The following is a 16,111-nucleotide window of genomic DNA, read 5'->3' as shown; positions in this document are numbered from 1 at the left end:
CGCGGGTTCAGCCGAGCGCCGCGGCCATCCGCCGCACCGCCTCGGTGAGCACCTCGGGCGAGGCCGCCAGGTTGAGGCGGGCGTGGCCCTCACCGCCGGTGCCGAAGGGGATCCCCGAGTTGAGGGCGACGCGCCCGCGGTGCAGGAAGGCGTCCGCCGGGTCGTCGCCGAGGCCGAGCGCGCGGCAGTCGAGCCAGGCGAGGTAGGTGGCGTCGCCCGGGCGGTAGCGGACCGCGGGCAGGTGCTCGGCCAGCAGGTCCGCGAGCAGATGCCGGTTGTGGTCCAGGCCGGACAGCAGGGCGTCCAGCCATGTGCCGCCGTCGCGCAGGGCGGCGGTGTGGGCGATGACGCCGACGTGGCTCGGGCCGTGCCCGACCTCCTCGGGCATCCGGGCCAGGTCCGCGGCGGCGCCGGGCCCGGCGATCGCCAGGGCGGCCTTGAGCCCGGCCAGGTTCCACGCCTTGGAGGCCGACATCAGCGACAGACCCCGCTCGGCGCCCGGCACGCTCAGGTACGGCACGAAGTCCGCGCCGATCGCGAGCGGCGCGTGGATCTCGTCGGCGACGACCCGCACGCCGTACCGCTCGGCGAGCCCGGCGACGGCGGACAGCTCCTCGGCCGTGTGGACGGTGCCGGTCGGGTTGTGCGGGCTGCACAGGAGATACGCGACCCGCTTCCCGCCCGCGACGGCCCGCCGGAAGGTCTCTTCCAGGACCTCAGGATCGATGCGCCCGTCCTCCCCCAGCGGGGCCTCCACCACTCGCCGGTCCATGTGCGTGACGAAGTCGTAGAACGGCGGGTACACCGGCGGGTTCACCACCACCGCGTCCCCGTACCCCGTGACCAGCTTGAGCATCTCGACGACGCCCAGCATGACGTCGGGCACGATCGCCGTGCGCTCCACGGCGAGCCCGTCCCAGTTCCACCGCTTCCCGGCGAAGGCGGACAGCGCCTCCGCATAGGCCGTACCGGCGGGGTAGCCGGTGTCCCCGAGGTGGAGCGCGTCGGTGACGGCGCGCACGACGGGCTCCGCGAGCGGTACGTCCATCTCCGCCACCCACACCGGCAGCACGTCCTCCGGGTAGGTGCGCCACTTCATGCTCGTACGGCGGCGGAGCCGGTCGAGCGTGAGGGCCTGCAGAGGATTCGGCTCACCGGACGTCTCGTGCGGGATCCTGGTCATGAACACACGATAGGGGGCCGTGCGGTGAGCGCGAATCGTGAGGACGCGGAAGCCGGGAGGAGCGGCCCGTCTCCGGAGATCGCCCGCGAACGGTCCGGGCCGGACGGCGAGAACCTCGCCGGCGCAGACACCGACGTGTTCGCACAGGCCGGTTGGACACACCCCCCCGTCGGCGTGACGCCAGGCGGCAGCGGGGACTGCACCGCGGGCGGTACGACGTTCTTCCGGGCACATGCTCACGGCGGCCCGCGAGATCGACTCGGACGAGCTGAGCAGGCGCCGCCGTCCCGGTGGCAGGCCGGTGGTGAAGAGATGGCGCGCCGGCTGAACACGGCACGGCTCCGCCCCGTATGGGAAGACGGGCGCTCAACTCAAGGAGTGCCCTGCGGTGTTCGCACTGTGATGTTCTGGTTCGGGAGCCATGCATGAGGCACGCACGACGACGGGTCGTCCGGCGAGTGACACGGCTGGCAGCCGTCGGCGGACTCCTTCTCGGAGGAGCGATGGTCACCACCGCCGTGGCGAGCGAGCCCCCGGACCCATCGATCGGCGTCCCGTTCTCCGCCCGGCCCGCCACGAGCATGGGCAGCGAGCTGACGTCCCGGCTCGGCACCTCCCGCACGGCCGGCAACTGGGTCGACTCGGCGGGCCGGCCGGTGGTCGCGGTCACGGACGACGAGGCCGCGGCCGAGGTGAGGCGCGCCGGTGCCCGGCCGAAGATGGTGCGCCACAGCATGAGCGATCTCAAGTCCGCCACGGCCAGCTTGCGTTCGGCACCCAGAGTGGCCGGCACGTCGTGGTCCCTGGACTACAAGAACAACCAGGTCGTCGTACGCGGGGACAGCACCGTGTCCGCCGCCGACTGGTCCAGGATGACCGAAGTCGCCAAGGGCATCGGCGGCTTCGTGCGCATGGAGCGCACCGAGGGCACGTTCACGACGCGCCTCAACGGCGCGGAGCCGATCCTGTCGACCGCCGGGCGCTGCTCGGCCGGTTTCAACGTGACCGACGGGAAGACCGATTACATCCTCACGGCCGGGCACTGCGGGCCCGACGGTTCGGTCTGGTTCGCCGACGACCGGGGCCGGCAGCAGGTCGGTACGTCCCTCAGGGGCAGCTTCCCGGGTGACGACTACTCCCTGGTGAAGTACGACAGCGGCCGCGCGGGCAAGGGCGCGGAGGTGGTGTCGATCAATGACCGCGAGGGCGTGCGGATCACGGGCGTGGCCGATCCGGAGGTCGGGCAGAAGGTGTTCCGCAGTGGCAGCACCACCGGTCTGCGCGAGGGTGAGGTGACCGCGCTGAACGCCACGGTCAACTACCCGGAGGGCACGGTCACCGGCCTCATCGAGACGAGCGTGTGCGCCGAACCCGGCGACAGCGGCGGTCCGATGTTCGCCGACGGCATCGCGCTCGGCGTGACGTCGGGCGGCAGCGGGGACTGCACCGCGGGCGGTACGACGTTCTTCCAGCCGGTGACGAAGGCGCTCACCGAGCTGAACGTCAAGCTGATCGTGTCCAAGCAGGCCGGTGGCGCGGCACCCGCGCCGTCCGCCTCGCAGGGCACCGCGTCACCCGGGTCGTCGGCACCGGTGACGGGCGGGGAGGTGTCGAGCCTCCTGACCCGGCTCACCGACCCGCGCAACGTCGGACCCGGCCTGCTGGTCATCGCCGGCAGCCTGCTGGCCCTGGTGGCGACCCGGTGGATCCGCTCGGAGCAGGAACGAAAGGCGTATCGGCAGTACTACTCGGCCACTTGGGGGTGATGGCGGCCGGGGCCTCGCCGTGTTCACCTCAGCCGAGTGTGAGCAGCACCGTCGCCACCCCCGCCCCCAGCAGTCCCGTCATCTGACGCGCGCTGACGCGCTCGTGCAGGAGGGCGAGGCCCAGGATGACGGGCAGGGCCGGACAGAGGGAGGCGAGGACGACGGCCACGGCGAGCAACTGTGCGGCGAGCAGATACAGCACGAGGCCGAGCGCCGCGCCGGCCCCGACGAGGAGGGACTGGGCGCACCGTCCCGGCGGCAGCCGCAGCCGGCGTGCGTGGCGTGCGGCGTCCGGCAGGAGGACGAGGACGGCGGCGACTCGCCCCGCGGCGACCGGCCAGAGCCCGCTCCCGGCGCCCGCCTGGGCCGAGGGCGAGGTACTGCACGGCGACGCCCACGCCGGCGAGCGGCCCGTCCGCCACCTCCCTGCCCGCACCCTTCCTCCCCCCGGAGACGAACCACAGCGCGGGCACCGTGACGGCGATGCCCAGCCAGGCGACGGCCCCCGGACGGTCGCCGAGGACGAGCACGCCGCACAGCACCGACAGAGCGACGCCGGTGACGGCGCTCACGGGCACCACGACACTCATCGCGCCGCGGCTGAGGCCAAGGTTGAGGAACCGCATGGCGACCCCGCTGCCGACGCCGGACAGCGCCCCCCACAGCAGGTCGGTGCAGCGAACGGCGCCGGCGGGCAGCAGGAGCGCGGCGGCGCAGGCGAGCAGCAGCCCGCCCAACTGGCCGAGGAAGGTGACGGCAGTGTGGTGCGCCCGCCGGGACAGCAGACCGCCGGTGAAGTCGACGACGCCGTAGACGACGGCCGAGGAAAGTGCGAGGAGGGCACCCATTCGATCTGGGGTGCCCCGGGACGAGGGTCCGATGCGTCAGCGGACCTGCGCGACGCTCAGACGGCAGGCGCCGGCTGCGGGACCGCGGCGGCCCACTCCAGGACGAGCCGCTGGTACTCCTCACGCTGCTCGACGCTCAGTGTCCCGCCCGACCGGCGCCACAGGGCACGGATCTCCTCGTTGACCTCGTCAGCCGATCGCTCGGAAGAGGATTCAACAGTGGTGGACATGCTGTGAAGCATACGACCCCGAAGGTGAAGGCGATGTGAGTAATCACGAGCCAAAGGGGCATTCCGGACAGTGTCACTGATCACGTCCATCTCCCGGTAAACGTGAGGCTGTTCACCCTTCGGCCGATCCCAGCACAAGGACCTGGATGGCCAGAACGGCCGCGCCACGCGCCCAGTCGTGAAAGTCGGACACCTTCGTCTCCAGGTCGAGCGGGGCGGCCAGGGGGTGCCGGTTGTCTCGGACGGTCTCCTCGACCGTCTTGCCCGCCACGTCCATAAGCCCGACCCCCTCCCCCGCGAGCAGGATCTTCTGCGGCATCACGAAGTTGGAGATCTGGGCGAGGAGCGCACCCAGAGCGCGCGCCGCCTCGTCGACCACCCGGGCGGGCATGGGATCCCCGGCGGCGGCCAGCGCGAGGATCTCCTCGTAGGTGTGGTCGCGACCGGTGGCGGCGTGGATCTGGTAGCGGATGCTGGGGATGGTCAGCAGCGAGACGGCGCTGCCGCGCCGCCCCTCCGGGGTGAGCGGGCCGTTCGGGTCGACGATCCAGTGGCGCCCGAAGCCGCGGTCCTCCTCGGCGAAGGGCACCCGCTTGCCGCCCAGCACGAGCCCGTAGCCCACGCCGGCGCCGATGGTGAGGACCACGAAGCGGTCCAGGCCGCGTCCGGCCCCGAACCAGGTCTCGGACTCGACCAGCGCGGCGACGTCGTTCTCGACGACCACGGGAAGCCCGGTGCGTCGCTCGACGAGCTCGGCCAGCGGGACGTCCCGCCACAGCAGGAAAGGGGACTCGCCGACCACGGCCCGGTCCTGGACGAACCCGCCGATCCCGATGCCGATCCCGGCGAGCCGGGGGTGGTCGCGGGCCAATGCCGCGGTCATCTCGCCCAGAACGTCGGCGACTTCGGCAGGGTCGTGGGTGGTGAGCGGACGGTCGTGGCGGGCGACGATGTGGCTCCTGAGCGTGGTGACGACGGCGTAGACCATGTCCTCGGTGACCTTGAAGCCGAGGAAGTACCGGGAGTCGGCGACGACGTCCAGCGGGGTCGAGGGGCGGCCCTGGCGCGCCTCCGCGGACACTCCCGCCTCGGCCACCTCGACCAGCAGGCCCGACTCGATCAGCGGCTTGGTCAGCCGGGTGAGGCTCCCGGCCGACAGGCCCAGCCTGCGGGCGAGCTCGGTGCGCGACAGCGGGCCGTGGACGAGCACCTCGATCGCCACCGAGCGCTCCCCCGTGCTCAGCGGCAGCCAACTGGCGATGCCTGCGGTCATTCGGCTCGGCCTCCCCTCGCCCTTTTTTTCGCACTGAAACCAACATGACCACTCTAGGGCCGTGTCGGTTGCTGCGAAAAGATGTTTGCACCCCTCTTGACGCAGCAATTGTTTCGCACCAAAAGTAAGTCCGGCCAGAGGACGAGCCGCCGCAGCGAGGGAGTCTCCCGTGACCATCGCCTCCAGCAGCCCTCCATCGCGCCTGCCCGCGGGCGGCGCCGCGGAGGACCGCAGCAAACCCAGGACAGGACGTACCGAGACGGGCGACGACCGGGGGGACGGACGGCTTGCCGCGGTCTTCATCGCGCCGGCACTGCTCGGCTTCGTGGTCTTCCTGCTCTGGCCGACACTGCGGGGTGTCTATCTGAGCTTCACCCGGTTCAACCTGCTGACGCCGGCGGAATGGGTGGGTCTGGACAACTACGTCCGCATGGTCAACGACCCCATCTTCTGGGACTCGCTGTGGGTCACGGTCGAGTACGTCGTCATCAACATCGGAGTGCAGACGGTCGCGGCGCTCGCGACGGCGGTGCTCCTGCAGCGGCTGACGCGGTCGGCGATGCTGCGCGGGATCGTGCTCACGCCGTACCTGATGTCGAACGTCGTGGCCGGTCTCGTCTGGCTCTGGATCCTCGACACCCAGCTCGGCATCGGCAACGAGATCATCAGCGCCCTCGGCGCCGACCGCATCCCGTTCCTCGCCGATGAGACCTGGGCGATTCCGACGATCGCGCTCATCAACGTGTGGCGGCACGTCGGCTACACCGCGCTGCTGCTGTTCGCCGGTCTCCAGGCCATCCCCGACGACATGTACGAGGCGGCCAGGATGGACGGCGCGAGCGAGTGGCGGATGTTCTGGCGGATCACCATGCCCCTGCTGCGGCCGGTGCTGGCGGTCGTGCTGATCATGACGGTGATCGGCTCGTTCCAGGTGTTCGACACCGTGGCCGTGACCACCGCGGGCGGTCCCGCGAACGCCACCAACGTGCTCCAGTACTACATCTACAACTCCGCCTTCGGGCGCTTCCAGTTCGGCTACGCCTCGGCCATGTCGGTCGCCCTGCTGGTCGTGCTGAGCGCCATCACCGTCCTCCAGTACCGGCTCACCCGGGCCGGCCGGACCGACCTCGGCTGACGGAAAGGGAGACACCGCCATGGCTGCCGTGACGACCACGACGACCGCCGGACCGGTGCGGCGCGGGTTCCCCTTCGGGCGGGCCGCCGCCTGGACCGTGATGGGACTGATCGTCCTCATCACCCTGCTGCCGTTCTACTGGATCCTGCGCACCGCGCTCTCCACCAACGCCGGACTGAACGCCGACCCGACCGACCCGCTGCCCGTGGACCTCACCACCAGCGGCTTCGAACGTGCCCTGGGCATGCAGTCCGCCGAGGAGGCCGTCGCACAGGGCGGCGCGGGCGGCGGACTCGACTTCTGGCGCTACCTGCTCAACTCGGTGCTGGTCTCCACCCTGATCACCGGATGCCAGCTCTTCTTCTCCGCGATGGCCGCGTACGCCTTCTCGCGGCTGCGCTGGCGCGGGCGGGACAAGGTGTTCGGCCTGTTCCTCGCCGGGATGATGGTGCCGGCCATCTTCACACTGCTGCCGAACTTCGTGCTCATCAAACAACTCCACCTGGTGGACACGCTCCTCGGCATCGCCCTGCCCACCATGTTCATGACCCCGTTCGCGGTGTTCTTCCTGCGGCAGTTCTTCATGAACATCCCGCGGGAGGTCGAGGAGGCTGCGCTGCTCGACGGCGCCGGGAAGGCCGAGATCTTCTTCCGGGTGGTGCTCCCGATGGCGTCGACGCCCATCATCACGCTGGGCGTGCTGACGTACATCACCTCCTGGAACGACTACTTCTGGCCGCTGATGGTCTCCTACAGCGACAGCTCGCGGGTGCTGACCGTGGCGTTGGCGATCTTCCGGGCGCAGACCCCGGCGACCGGCGTCGACTGGTCCGGCCTCATGGCGGCGACGCTGATCGCCGCCCTGCCGATGCTGGTGCTGTTCACCTGCTTCGCGCGCCGCATCGTCAGCTCCATCGGCTTCACCGGAATCAAGTAAGGGGACAGTGATGCGAATTTGTACGCTCGTCGCGGCGACCGGAGCGCTGGCGCTGTCCCTGGTCAGCGGATGTGCGGGCGGAGGCGCCGCCGGCTCGTCCGCGCACACGGTCACGTACTGGCTGTGGGACGCCAACCAGCTGCCCGCCTACCAGGCCTGCGCCAAAGGGTTCGAGAAGGAGAACCCCGGGCTGAAGGTCAGGATCACGCAGCTGGGCTGGAGCGACTACTGGACCAAGCTCACCGCCGGGTTCATCGCGGGCACCCAGCCTGACGTGTTCACCGACCACATCCAGAACTTCGGCCAGTTCGCCGACCTGAAGGTGCTCGAACCGCTGGACGACCTCGGCATCAAGGACTCGGACTACCAGCCGGGCCTCGCCGCCAACTGGATCGGCAAGGACGGCCACCGCTACGGCGCCCCGAAGGACTGGGACACCGTCTCGCTGTTCTACAACTCGAAGATGACCGAGGAGGCCGGCCTCAGCGCGGAGCAGCTCAGCAATCTCCGCTGGAACCCCGAGGACGGCGGCACCTTCGAGAAGGCCATCGCCCGCCTGACGGTCGACCGGAACGGCAAGCGGGGCGACGAGCCGGGCTTCGACAGGAACAAGGTGAAGGTGTACGGCCTGGCCACGGGCGGCGGCGGCTTCGGCGACGGCCAGACCCAGTGGAGCACCTTCGCCGCCTCCGCCGGGTGGAGCTACCTGGACAAGCCCCGCTGGGGCACGAGGTACCAGTACGACAGCAAGACCTTCCAGTCGGTCATCAAGTGGTACTTCGGACTGGCGAAGAAGGGGTACATGCCGCCCCTGTCCGACTACAACATCCAGTCCAACCAGCAGAACACGCAGATCGCCGCGGGCAAGGCGGCCACCGCCTTCGACGGAGCCTGGATGATCTCCACCTACACGGGCTTCAAGGGCAAGGACATCAAGACCGCCCTGACACCGGCCGGCCCGACCGGCAAGCGCGCCACCATGATGAACGGCCTCGCCGACTCCGTCACCAAGGCCTCCAAGAACAAGGCGGGCGCCAAGAAGTGGGTGGCGTACCTGGCCTCGGACAAGTGCCAGAGGGCCGTCGGCAGGTACGGCGTCGTCTTCCCCGCCACGAAGGCCGGGACCGAGGCCGCCGTCGCCGCCTACCGGAAGAAGGGCATCGACGTCTCGTCTTTCACCGACCCCGTGGCCGACAAGAAGCACTTCCGGACGTTCTCCTACCCGATCGCCAGCTACTCGGCGGACATGACGGCGCTCATGCAGCCGGCGATGGAGGACATCTACGGCAACGGAAAGCCCGTGAGCAGCCTCGACCAGACCAACGAGCAGATCAACCTCATCCTCTCCCAGTGAAGGGCACGCGTTCCATGACGTTCTCCCTCGGCATCGTCGGCGCCGGCCAGTTCTCCGGCCAGTTCGCCACGCTGTTCCAGGCCCACCCCGGCGTCGGCGACGTCTACGTCACCGACCTGCTGCCGGAGCGGGCCGAGCAGCTCGCCGCCGCACAGGGGCTCGCCGGCACCTTCCCGTCGTACCAGGCCATGCTGGAGTCGGAGGAGGTCGACGCGGTCGCGATCTTCACACAGCGCTGGACGCACGGGCCGCTGGTGCTCCAGGGCCTGAACGCCGGCAAGCACGTGTACTCCGCGGTACCGATGGCGATCAGCACGGAGGAGATCGCGGCGATCATCGACACCGTGAAGGCCACGGGGCTCACCTACATGATGGGTGAGACCAGCGAGTACAACCCGGCCACCGTCCACGCCCGCAACCAGATCGCCGAGGGTGCCTTCGGACGGCTGTTCTACGCCGAGGGCGACTACGTCCACGACATGGACCTCGGGTTCTACGAGGCGTACCAGTACAGCGGAGGCGACAACTGGAAGGCGACCGCCAGCTATCCACCGCTGCTGTACCCGACGCACGCGGTCGGCGGGGTGCTGGGCGCCTGGCGGACGCACGCGGTCAGCGTGTCGGCGATCGGTGTCGTCGACGACCGGGGCGACGGGGTCTTCGACAAGGAGGTCAGCCAGTTCGGCAACGACTTCTCCAACGCCACCGCGCTGTTCGAGGTGGCGGGCGGCGGTTCGTTCCGTACCAACGAGTTCCGGCGGGTCGGTTACCCCTCGCACATACGGGAGTCGCGTTTTCGCTTCTTCGGCACCGAGGCGAGCATGGAGCAGCTCGCGACGGTCGCCCTGTGGCAGGACAAGCAGGGGGTGAAGGACATCAGCGAACTGCTGGAACCCAAACCCACGATGGCTCCCGGCGACCCGTCGCTGCGGCACATCGCGCCGGAGTTGCGGGCCGCGTTCACCTCCGGGTCGGCTCCCGTGCACGACCGGTCGCGGCTGCCGCGGGAGTTCGACGACCTGCACAACGGCCACGAGGGCAGCCACCACTTCCTGGTGGACGACTTCGTGACCGCCGTGAACACGCGCACCCTGCCGTCGGTGAACGCCTGGGTGGCCGCCCGCTACACCCTGCCGGGCATCATCGCGCACGAGTCGGCGCGGCAGGGCGGGGTGCGGCTGGACATCCCGGACTTCGGGGACGCGCCGCTGTAGGGCCGGGGCGGGCCGGGTGCGTGGGATCAGGTGCCCGGCTTGCGGCCGTACACGTAGACGTCGTCGCCCTTCTTCAGCAGCGACCAGTACTTCTTGGCGTCGGTCTTGGTCATGTTGACGCAGCCGTGCGAGCCGGGAGGGTTCCACATGCTGACGCCGACGGAGTGGAAGGCCTGGCCGCCGTCGAAGAACTGGGCGTACGGCATCGGCACGTGGTAGATGGACGAGACGTGGTCGATGTTGCGCCAGTAGATCTTCTTCAGACCGGTGCGGGTCTCGTACCCGTTGCGGCCGGTGCGGACCGGGACGGGCCCGTACACGAGCTTCTCGCCGTCCTGGACCCAGCTGAGCTGGAGGGTCAGGTTCACGCAGGCGATCCGGCCCTTGTTCACCGGGCACTGGCCGTCCTTGCCGGGGTTCTTGCCGACGGCCTTCTGCTTCTGCATCAGGTCCATCACGCCCCAGGTGACGGGCCCGGCGTAGCCGGCGTTCGGGGAGATGCCGTGCTTGGTCTGGAAGGCGCGGATCGCCTTGCAGTCCGCGGCGGACTGCTTCCCGTCGACCGGACGGCCCAGGAACTTCTCCACCTGCTTCTGGTACGGGCCGGCCTGGGTGGTGCAGCCGGCGGCCTGTGCCGGCGAGGCGCCGAGCGCGAGTGTGAGCGGTGCCACCAGTGCGGTGATCCCCAGTGCTACGGCGCCCCGTCTGCGTACGTCCCCCATGGCTGTCCTGCCCCTTCGCGGAAGTGGTCACATGGTCTGCGATCCCTGCCAGCTAGACGGGCGAGCACCCGGGTTCGGTTGTACGGAGTCGCTGTCTGCGACGAAACGGTGACATTCCCCTCTCAGCGGTAGCCGGCCGTTTCGGCCGGTTTGCCGGCGTCCTGGACCTCGACGAGGTACCGCCAGGCGTCCGGGCGGCTGCCGTCGAGGTCGGTGAAGCCGTACACCTGGGCGAGGCCGCCGCTGGAGAGGGACTGTCCGTTCCAGCGCGCAACGTCCGGGTCGCCGGCGAGCGCGGCCACGGCCCGGCCGACGTAGCGCGGGGTCTCCGAGATGGCGAAGTGAGGGACCTTCTCGAGGGCGTCGCGCCAGTTCTCCTCGCGGACGCCGAAGGCGTCCAGCATCATCTCCGAGCGCATCCAGCCGGGAGTGACAGCGACGGCGGTGGCGCCGCGCGGGCCGAGTTCGTGCCCGAGGGCGAAGGCCATGCGCAGGACGGAGGCCTTGGCGAGGTCGTAGAAGAAGCTGTTGCGGTAGGTCTCCCGGTTGTAGTCGGCGGTGCCGTCGGTGACCTCGACGACCAGCCCGCCGGGGTGGCGCAGCAGCAGGGGCAGCGCGTGGTGGCTGGTGACGGCGTGCGTCTCCACCGCGAGCCTGAGCAGGCGCAGGCCGCCCGCGAGGTCGTGCTCCCAGAGCGGGGTGTCCCATTCGAAGAGCTTCTCGCCGCCCCAGATGTCGTTGACGAGGATGTCGAGGCGGCCCTGTTCGTCCGCGACGCGGTCCACGAGGGCGCTGACCTGGGCGGGGTCGAGGTGGTCGGTGGGGACCGCGATGCCCCGGCCGCCGGCCCCGGTGACCAGGTCGGCGGTGTCCTCGATGGTCTCGGGCCGGTCGTACTCCGAGCGGCGGGCGCGCGTGGTGCGGCCGGTGACATAGACCGTGGCGCCGGCCGCGCCGAGTTCGACGGCGATCCCCCGTCCGGCGCCCCGGGTCGCCCCGGCGACCAGCGCGATCTTGCCCTTCAGCGGAGCTGACATGTCCGGCCTCCCGTGCCTCTGGCTGCTTGTCGCATCCAGAGTCGCGGGTAAGCCGGACATCTTCTGTCGCCTTTCACGGGCGACACGCGGTCAGTGCCCGCGGGCGATCCACTCCTGCAGATGCGGGGCCTCGGTGCCGATGGTGGTGGAGTCTCCGTGGCCGGTCAGGACCTTCGTCTCGGGTGGCAGGGTGAGGAGGCGGTCGCGGATCGAGTCGATGATCGTGGGGAAGTGCGAGAAGGAGCGGCCGGTGGCGCCGGGGCCGCCCCGGAAGAGGGTGTCCCCGGTGAAGACGGTGGCGAGGCCGGGGCCGTACAGGCAGACCGCGCCGGGAGCGTGCCCCGGGGTGTGCAGGACCCGCAGGTCGGCGCCGCCCGCCTCGATCGTCTGGCCGTCCACCAGCCAGGCGTCGGGCTCGCGGTCCGGGTGGGTCTGCTTCCACAGCGGCAGGTCGTCGTGGTGGAGCCAGATGGTGGCACCGGTGCGTTCGGCGAGGGCGGGGGCGGCGTCGATGTGGTCGTTGTGGGCGTGGGTGCACACGATGGCCGTCAGCCGGCGGCCCCCGAGGGCCTCGGCGATGGCGTCGGCGTCATGGGCGGCGTCGATGACGATCGCCTCGTGGTCGTCGCCGACGATCCATACGTTGTTCTCGACGTCCCAGGTGCCCCCGTCGAGGCTGAACCGGCCGGCTGTGACGAGGTGTTCGACGCGGGCGGCCATCACAGCACCACCACCGAGCGCAGGACGTCGCCCTGGTGCATGCGCTCGAACGCCTTCTCCACCTCGTCGAGCTGGATGGTCTCGGTGACGAACGCGCCCAGGTCCAGGCGCCCTTGCAGGTGCAGATCGATCAGCATGGGGAAGTCACGGGAGGGCAGGCAGTCGCCGTACCAGCTCGACTTGAGGGATCCGCCGCGACCGAAGACGTCCAGCAGCGGCAGTTCGAGCTTCATCTCGGGCGTGGGCACGCCCACGAGGACGACCGTGCCGGCCAGATCGCGGGCGTAGAAGGCCTGCTGGTAGGTCTCCGGGCGGCCGACGGCCTCGATGACCACGTCGGCGCCGAATCCGCCGGTGAGTTCGCGGATCGCCTCCACCGGGTCGGTCTCACGCGAGTTGACGGTGTGGGTGGCGCCCATGGTGCGCGCCTTCGCGAGCTTGCGGTCGTCGATGTCGACGGCGATGATCGTCGCCGCGCCGGCCAGGTGGGACCCGGCGATGGCCGCGTCACCGACACCGCCGCAGCCGATGACGGCGACCGAGTCGCCGCGGCCGACGCCGCCGGTGTTGATCGCGGCGCCGATGCCGGCCATGACGCCGCAGCCGAGCAGCCCGGCCACCTGCGGGGCGACGGCCGGGTCGACCTTGGTGCACTGCCCGGCGGCGACCAGCGTCTTCTCGGCGAAGGCGCCGATGCCGAGGGCCGGGGACAGCTCGGTGCCGTCGGTGAGGGTCATCCTCTGCTTCGCGTTGTGGGTGTCGAAGCAGTACCAGGGCCGCCCGCGCAGACAGGCCCGGCACTTCCCGCACACCGCACGCCAGTTGAGGATCACGAAGTCACCGGGCTCGACGTCGGTGACGCCGTCGCCGACCGCCTCGACGACGCCCGCGGCCTCGTGGCCGAGCAGGAAGGGGAAGTCGTCGTTGATGCCGCCCTGCTTGTAGTGCAGGTCGGTGTGGCACACTCCGCAGGCCTGGACACGCACGACCGCCTCGCCGGGGCCGGGGTCGGGCACGACGATGGTCTCGACACGCACCGCCTCGTCCTTGCCCGGTGCGATCACACCGCGTACTTCCTGCGCCATGCTGACTCCTTCGTCCGGCGGGGTCCCGTCCTTTCCGACCCTACGCGCGACTGATCGGCAAGGGGCGCGGTTCGGCCACCCGCGCCCCGTGTCCCACCAGGTCGCGCCGGAGTCGAGGCGCCGGTGGCCGGGTCCATGATCAGCATCCGGCGGGCGCCGGGGCCGTCGTGGCGCGGGGTCCGATCGACGAACGGTGACGGCGGCCGACCGGATCGTGGTGATGGACGCCGGCCACGTCCGGGCGGTCGGCACTCACCGCGAACTCGTGTCCTCCGAACCGCTCTACGCGGAACTGGCGGCGACCCAGTTCCTGTCCGCGGCGGACTGAACGGCTGCGCTTGCCATGCCGGCCGGGTCGGAGGACGCTCAAGGAGTGAGGCTTCTCGCGGCCCGTCGTACGACCGGGTCGCGGTCGTACGAAGGAGGTCATCATGGGAACCGCGGCAGACCCTGCCTTCGACAGAGAGACGCTCCGCCGGGGCCTGGAAGGACAGACCCCGGAGATCCTGCTCTCGCTCTACGCGGACGACGCGGAGCTCCGCATCGTCGACCGCACGACCCAGCCCAGCCACCCCAAGGTCCTGCACGGCCGGGACGAGATCGGCCGGATGCTGGAGGACGTCTACAGCCGCGACATGACACACAAGCTGGAGCGGTGCGTCATCCAGGGCGACGAGGCCGCCTACTGCGAGAGCTGCGAGTACACCGACGGTGTGCGCGTCCTGTCCGAGTCGATGCTCTCGCTGCGCGGCGGCAAGATCACCGAGCAGACCCTGGTGCAGGCCTGGGACGAGTAGCGGCGTGATCAGCGCAGCCAGGCGCTGTACGACATGACGTCGCCCTTCTTGACGCCGTACTCGGGTTCAGCGGTGGTGAAGGTGGTCTCCAGGCCGAGGACGGCGCCGGTGGCCGGGTCCATGATCAGCATCCGGCGGGCGCCGGGGCCGTCGCAGACGTAGGCCTGACCGCGTCGCCCCAGGCGGTCGGTCACCTGGCCGACGGGCCGCAACCCCTCGGTCCCGGCGAGGAGGCGGGCAAGCGTCGCGGTCTCCCGGGCGCCCAGGGTCCAGTGGTCGAGCAGCACCTGCACGGCGTCCAGCAGCTGGGGCGTGGTGAGCGCGGTGCGGGTGTACTGAGCCTCCGTCAGGTAGGCGCGCAGGCGTGCCGGGTCGTTCGGCGGCCTGGACTGGGGCGGGGCGTCGCTCCAGCTCGGCGGGTAGGTGCGGTCGCTGATGACGTGCGCGTCGCCGACGAGGCGCGGCTCGCCTTGCTCGTCGGAGAGGACCGGGCGGCCTGGATGCCCCGGGTCGGTGGCCACGACGAGTTCTGTGCGGCTGCCGTCGGCCCGCCAGCGGACGATGCGCTCCTCGGGCAGGGTGACCGGGGGTTCGCGGTCCGACACCCCCATGCTCCAGGACCGCACATGCGTGCCCTTACGCAACCGCGGCGAGCCGTCGGCAGCGGCCTGCACGGCGCGTGCGGCCAGCCGGCCCAGGGGGACCGCGGTGGTTCCGGTCTGCACCACCAGCGGACGGGGTGCGGCCACCGCCGGTGTGGTGTTCGGGCCGCTCAGGACGAGGGTCAGCGCCAAGGCCGCGACGACGGCTGTGGCGGCGAGCCCCCAGACGAGCCGGGGCCGGCCGGGTACGGGCAGCGGCCGGCGGGCCGGACGGCCTTGCGGCCGCTCCCGCAGCAGTCGCTCGAGCCGGCGTTCGGCGCCGTGGTCGAGGGGGCCGTCGCCGAAGTGGGGACCGTCGGGCGGCACCGGGTTGGCGCCGCGCAGCAGTTCGAGTTCGTCAGCCATGGCCGACCCCTTTCACGCGGTGTGTGTCCGCCGCAGCGACGGGACGCACGCGGTCGATCTCGGTCCTGAGGCGGCGCCGGGCCCGGTGCAGCCGCATGGCGGCGGCGCGTCTGCCGCAGCCGAGGGCGACGGCGACCTCGTCCACGGCGAGTCCCTCCCAGACCGTCAGACGCAGTACCTCCTGGTCGGCCGCGGAGAGCCGGGCGAGTGCCTCGTGCACCCAGGCGCCGGGGGTGTCGGCCTCGGGGCCCGCGGTGATGTGCCGTCCGTGCGCGGTGTCGTCATTGCCGAGCCGGTCGACGAGCCGACGGCGGCGCCCGTGGCCGCGCACCGCGTTGGCCAGGCAGTTGCGTGCCACTCCGTACAGCCAGGGCAGTGGGGAGGACGGCAGGTCGTTCCGGCGCCGCCAGGCCACCGTGAACACCTCCGCCACCACTTCCTCCACCTCGTCGGCCCGCCCGTCCAGTCGCCGTGCGACATAGCGGCTGACCGCCCAGTAATGCTCACGGTAGGCAGCGGCGAAGATCTCGTCGTTGCTCATGTCCCGTTCGTGTCCGGCACTCCCTCGATCGTCACACCCGGTTCGGTGACGCTCGTCGCACCGGTGCGGTGTGACGTCCGGGCGGGGCGCGGACACAGGCGGGGCATGAGGCACCTGAAGTGGCTGACGACCACGGACCACAAGACGATCGGCACGCTCTACCTGGCGACGTCGTTCGCGTTCTTCGTCATCGGTGGCGTGATGGCGCTGTTCATGCGCGCCGAGCTCGCCCGGCCTGGTCTGCAGATCATGTCGAACGAGC

General features: G+C 70.6%; 17 protein-coding genes and 2 pseudogenes. 8 read left to right on the top strand and 11 right to left on the bottom strand.

Features of this window, described 5'->3' with window-relative positions; translation table 11 throughout:
• Positions 1–7: 7 nt before the first annotated feature.
• Entirely contained in the window at positions 8–1,183 is a 1,176-nt protein-coding gene (locus IE212_RS32490) for a MalY/PatB family protein (protein ID WP_190201574.1), read from the bottom strand.
• Between the two features lie 425 nt (positions 1,184–1,608).
• On the opposite strand from IE212_RS32490, the gene IE212_RS32485 reads away from it, so the two are divergent.
• Positions 1,609–2,949 carry a S1 family peptidase gene (locus tag IE212_RS32485; RefSeq protein WP_190201573.1) on the top strand — a complete coding sequence of 447 codons (1,341 nt, stop codon included), beginning with the start codon at positions 1,609–1,611 and terminating at the stop codon, positions 2,947–2,949.
• A 28-nt stretch (positions 2,950–2,977) separates the two neighbouring features.
• Here IE212_RS32485 and IE212_RS35245 read toward each other — a convergent pair whose 3' ends face one another.
• The 4 genes and pseudogenes from IE212_RS35245 to IE212_RS32470 all read right to left on the bottom strand — a co-directional run bounded on the left by IE212_RS35245 (position 2,978) and on the right by IE212_RS32470 (position 5,300).
• Positions 2,978–3,385 carry a multidrug DMT transporter permease gene (locus IE212_RS35245; protein WP_229864678.1) on the bottom strand — a complete coding sequence of 136 codons (408 nt, stop codon included), beginning with the start codon at positions 3,383–3,385 and terminating at the stop codon, positions 2,978–2,980.
• 73 nt (positions 3,386–3,458) lie between these two features.
• A pseudogene (locus tag IE212_RS35240) lies at positions 3,459–3,797 on the bottom strand (DMT family transporter); the annotation flags it as partial.
• Between the two features lie 56 nt (positions 3,798–3,853).
• Positions 3,854–4,039, bottom strand: a complete 186-nt coding sequence (locus IE212_RS32475) for a hypothetical protein (RefSeq protein WP_190201572.1) — start codon at positions 4,037–4,039, stop codon at positions 3,854–3,856.
• Between the two features lie 100 nt (positions 4,040–4,139).
• A complete protein-coding gene (locus tag IE212_RS32470; protein WP_190201571.1) occupies positions 4,140–5,300 on the bottom strand; it encodes an ROK family transcriptional regulator in 1,161 nt (386 codons plus the stop codon).
• 169 nt (positions 5,301–5,469) lie between these two features.
• Between IE212_RS32470 and IE212_RS32465 the strand changes: the two genes are divergently transcribed.
• Genes IE212_RS32465 through IE212_RS32450 form a run of 4 tightly spaced genes read left to right on the top strand, consistent with a single transcriptional unit; the run spans position 5,470 to position 9,940 of the window.
• Entirely contained in the window at positions 5,470–6,435 is a 966-nt protein-coding gene (locus IE212_RS32465; protein ID WP_190201570.1) for a carbohydrate ABC transporter permease, read from the top strand.
• Positions 6,436–6,454: 19 nt separating this feature from the next.
• Positions 6,455–7,372 carry a carbohydrate ABC transporter permease gene (locus IE212_RS32460; RefSeq protein ID WP_190201569.1) on the top strand — a complete coding sequence of 306 codons (918 nt, stop codon included), beginning with the start codon at positions 6,455–6,457 and terminating at the stop codon, positions 7,370–7,372.
• A 10-nt stretch (positions 7,373–7,382) separates the two neighbouring features.
• On the top strand, positions 7,383–8,726 hold the full coding sequence (locus tag IE212_RS32455) for an ABC transporter substrate-binding protein (RefSeq protein WP_190201568.1): 1,344 nt from the start codon (positions 7,383–7,385) through the stop codon (positions 8,724–8,726).
• 14 nt (positions 8,727–8,740) lie between these two features.
• Positions 8,741–9,940, top strand: coding sequence for a Gfo/Idh/MocA family protein (locus IE212_RS32450; RefSeq protein ID WP_190201609.1), 1,200 nt, complete (start codon positions 8,741–8,743; stop codon positions 9,938–9,940).
• A gap of 26 nt (positions 9,941–9,966) precedes the next feature.
• Here the strand turns inward: IE212_RS32450 and IE212_RS32445 are convergent, their stop codons facing one another.
• The 4 genes from IE212_RS32445 to IE212_RS32430 all read right to left on the bottom strand — a co-directional run bounded on the left by IE212_RS32445 (position 9,967) and on the right by IE212_RS32430 (position 13,504).
• A complete protein-coding gene (locus IE212_RS32445) occupies positions 9,967–10,662 on the bottom strand; it encodes a L,D-transpeptidase family protein (protein WP_190201567.1) in 696 nt (231 codons plus the stop codon).
• A gap of 122 nt (positions 10,663–10,784) precedes the next feature.
• On the bottom strand, positions 10,785–11,699 hold the full coding sequence (locus tag IE212_RS32440) for an SDR family oxidoreductase (RefSeq protein WP_190201566.1): 915 nt from the start codon (positions 11,697–11,699) through the stop codon (positions 10,785–10,787).
• A 90-nt stretch (positions 11,700–11,789) separates the two neighbouring features.
• Positions 11,790–12,419: an MBL fold metallo-hydrolase gene (locus tag IE212_RS32435; protein ID WP_190201565.1), complete on the bottom strand. Its 630-nt coding sequence runs from the start codon at positions 12,417–12,419 to the stop codon at positions 11,790–11,792.
• Positions 12,419–13,504 carry an S-(hydroxymethyl)mycothiol dehydrogenase gene (locus IE212_RS32430; RefSeq protein WP_190201564.1) on the bottom strand — a complete coding sequence of 362 codons (1,086 nt, stop codon included), beginning with the start codon at positions 13,502–13,504 and terminating at the stop codon, positions 12,419–12,421. Before IE212_RS32430 ends, IE212_RS32435 begins: the two co-directional genes overlap by 1 nt.
• A 193-nt stretch (positions 13,505–13,697) precedes the next feature.
• Here IE212_RS32430 and IE212_RS35490 point away from each other — a divergent pair, with 193 nt between their 5' ends.
• Positions 13,698–13,832: a hypothetical protein gene (locus IE212_RS35490; protein WP_268250809.1), complete on the top strand. Its 135-nt coding sequence runs from the start codon at positions 13,698–13,700 to the stop codon at positions 13,830–13,832.
• 103 nt (positions 13,833–13,935) lie between these two features.
• Positions 13,936–14,301, top strand: a complete 366-nt coding sequence (locus tag IE212_RS32425) for a nuclear transport factor 2 family protein (RefSeq protein WP_190201563.1) — start codon at positions 13,936–13,938, stop codon at positions 14,299–14,301.
• A gap of 8 nt (positions 14,302–14,309) precedes the next feature.
• Here the strand turns inward: IE212_RS32425 and IE212_RS32420 are convergent, their stop codons facing one another.
• Both IE212_RS32420 and IE212_RS32415 read right to left on the bottom strand, forming a co-directional pair.
• A complete protein-coding gene (locus tag IE212_RS32420; RefSeq protein WP_190201562.1) occupies positions 14,310–15,308 on the bottom strand; it encodes a CU044_5270 family protein in 999 nt (332 codons plus the stop codon).
• Positions 15,301–15,849: an RNA polymerase sigma factor gene (locus IE212_RS32415; RefSeq protein WP_190201561.1), complete on the bottom strand. Its 549-nt coding sequence runs from the start codon at positions 15,847–15,849 to the stop codon at positions 15,301–15,303. The genes IE212_RS32420 and IE212_RS32415 overlap by 8 nt, the downstream gene beginning before the upstream one ends.
• Here IE212_RS32415 and IE212_RS35235 point away from each other — a divergent pair.
• Positions 15,808–16,111, top strand: a pseudogene (locus tag IE212_RS35235) (hypothetical protein); the annotation flags it as partial. The gene IE212_RS32415 and the pseudogene IE212_RS35235 overlap by 42 nt on opposite strands.

This window comes from Streptomyces djakartensis (assembly GCF_014651075.1).
Classification (GTDB): Bacteria; Actinomycetota; Actinomycetes; order Streptomycetales; family Streptomycetaceae; genus Streptomyces; species Streptomyces djakartensis.
This window is presented reverse-complemented; position numbering and strand designations above follow the sequence as displayed.

Bases quoted from the DNA above. Each gene is read 5' to 3' on its own strand.
- IE212_RS32490 (WP_190201574.1), bottom strand. From the start codon at position 1,183: ATGACCAGGATCCCGCACGAGACGTCCGGTGAGCCGAATCCTCTGCAG.
- IE212_RS32485 (WP_190201573.1), top strand. From the start codon at position 1,609: ATGAGGCACGCACGACGACGGGTCGTCCGGCGAGTGACACGGCTGGCA.
- IE212_RS32475 (WP_190201572.1), bottom strand. From the start codon at position 4,039: ATGCTTCACAGCATGTCCACCACTGTTGAATCCTCTTCCGAGCGATCG.
- IE212_RS32470 (WP_190201571.1), bottom strand. From the start codon at position 5,300: ATGACCGCAGGCATCGCCAGTTGGCTGCCGCTGAGCACGGGGGAGCGC.
- IE212_RS32460 (WP_190201569.1), top strand. From the start codon at position 6,455: ATGGCTGCCGTGACGACCACGACGACCGCCGGACCGGTGCGGCGCGGG.
- IE212_RS32455 (WP_190201568.1), top strand. From the start codon at position 7,383: ATGCGAATTTGTACGCTCGTCGCGGCGACCGGAGCGCTGGCGCTGTCC.
- IE212_RS32450 (WP_190201609.1), top strand. From the start codon at position 8,741: ATGACGTTCTCCCTCGGCATCGTCGGCGCCGGCCAGTTCTCCGGCCAG.
- IE212_RS32445 (WP_190201567.1), bottom strand. From the start codon at position 10,662: ATGGGGGACGTACGCAGACGGGGCGCCGTAGCACTGGGGATCACCGCA.
- IE212_RS32440 (WP_190201566.1), bottom strand. From the start codon at position 11,699: ATGTCAGCTCCGCTGAAGGGCAAGATCGCGCTGGTCGCCGGGGCGACC.
- IE212_RS32435 (WP_190201565.1), bottom strand. From the start codon at position 12,419: ATGGCCGCCCGCGTCGAACACCTCGTCACAGCCGGCCGGTTCAGCCTC.
- IE212_RS32430 (WP_190201564.1), bottom strand. From the start codon at position 13,504: ATGGCGCAGGAAGTACGCGGTGTGATCGCACCGGGCAAGGACGAGGCG.
- IE212_RS32425 (WP_190201563.1), top strand. From the start codon at position 13,936: ATGGGAACCGCGGCAGACCCTGCCTTCGACAGAGAGACGCTCCGCCGG.
- IE212_RS32420 (WP_190201562.1), bottom strand. From the start codon at position 15,308: ATGGCTGACGAACTCGAACTGCTGCGCGGCGCCAACCCGGTGCCGCCC.
- IE212_RS32415 (WP_190201561.1), bottom strand. From the start codon at position 15,849: ATGAGCAACGACGAGATCTTCGCCGCTGCCTACCGTGAGCATTACTGG.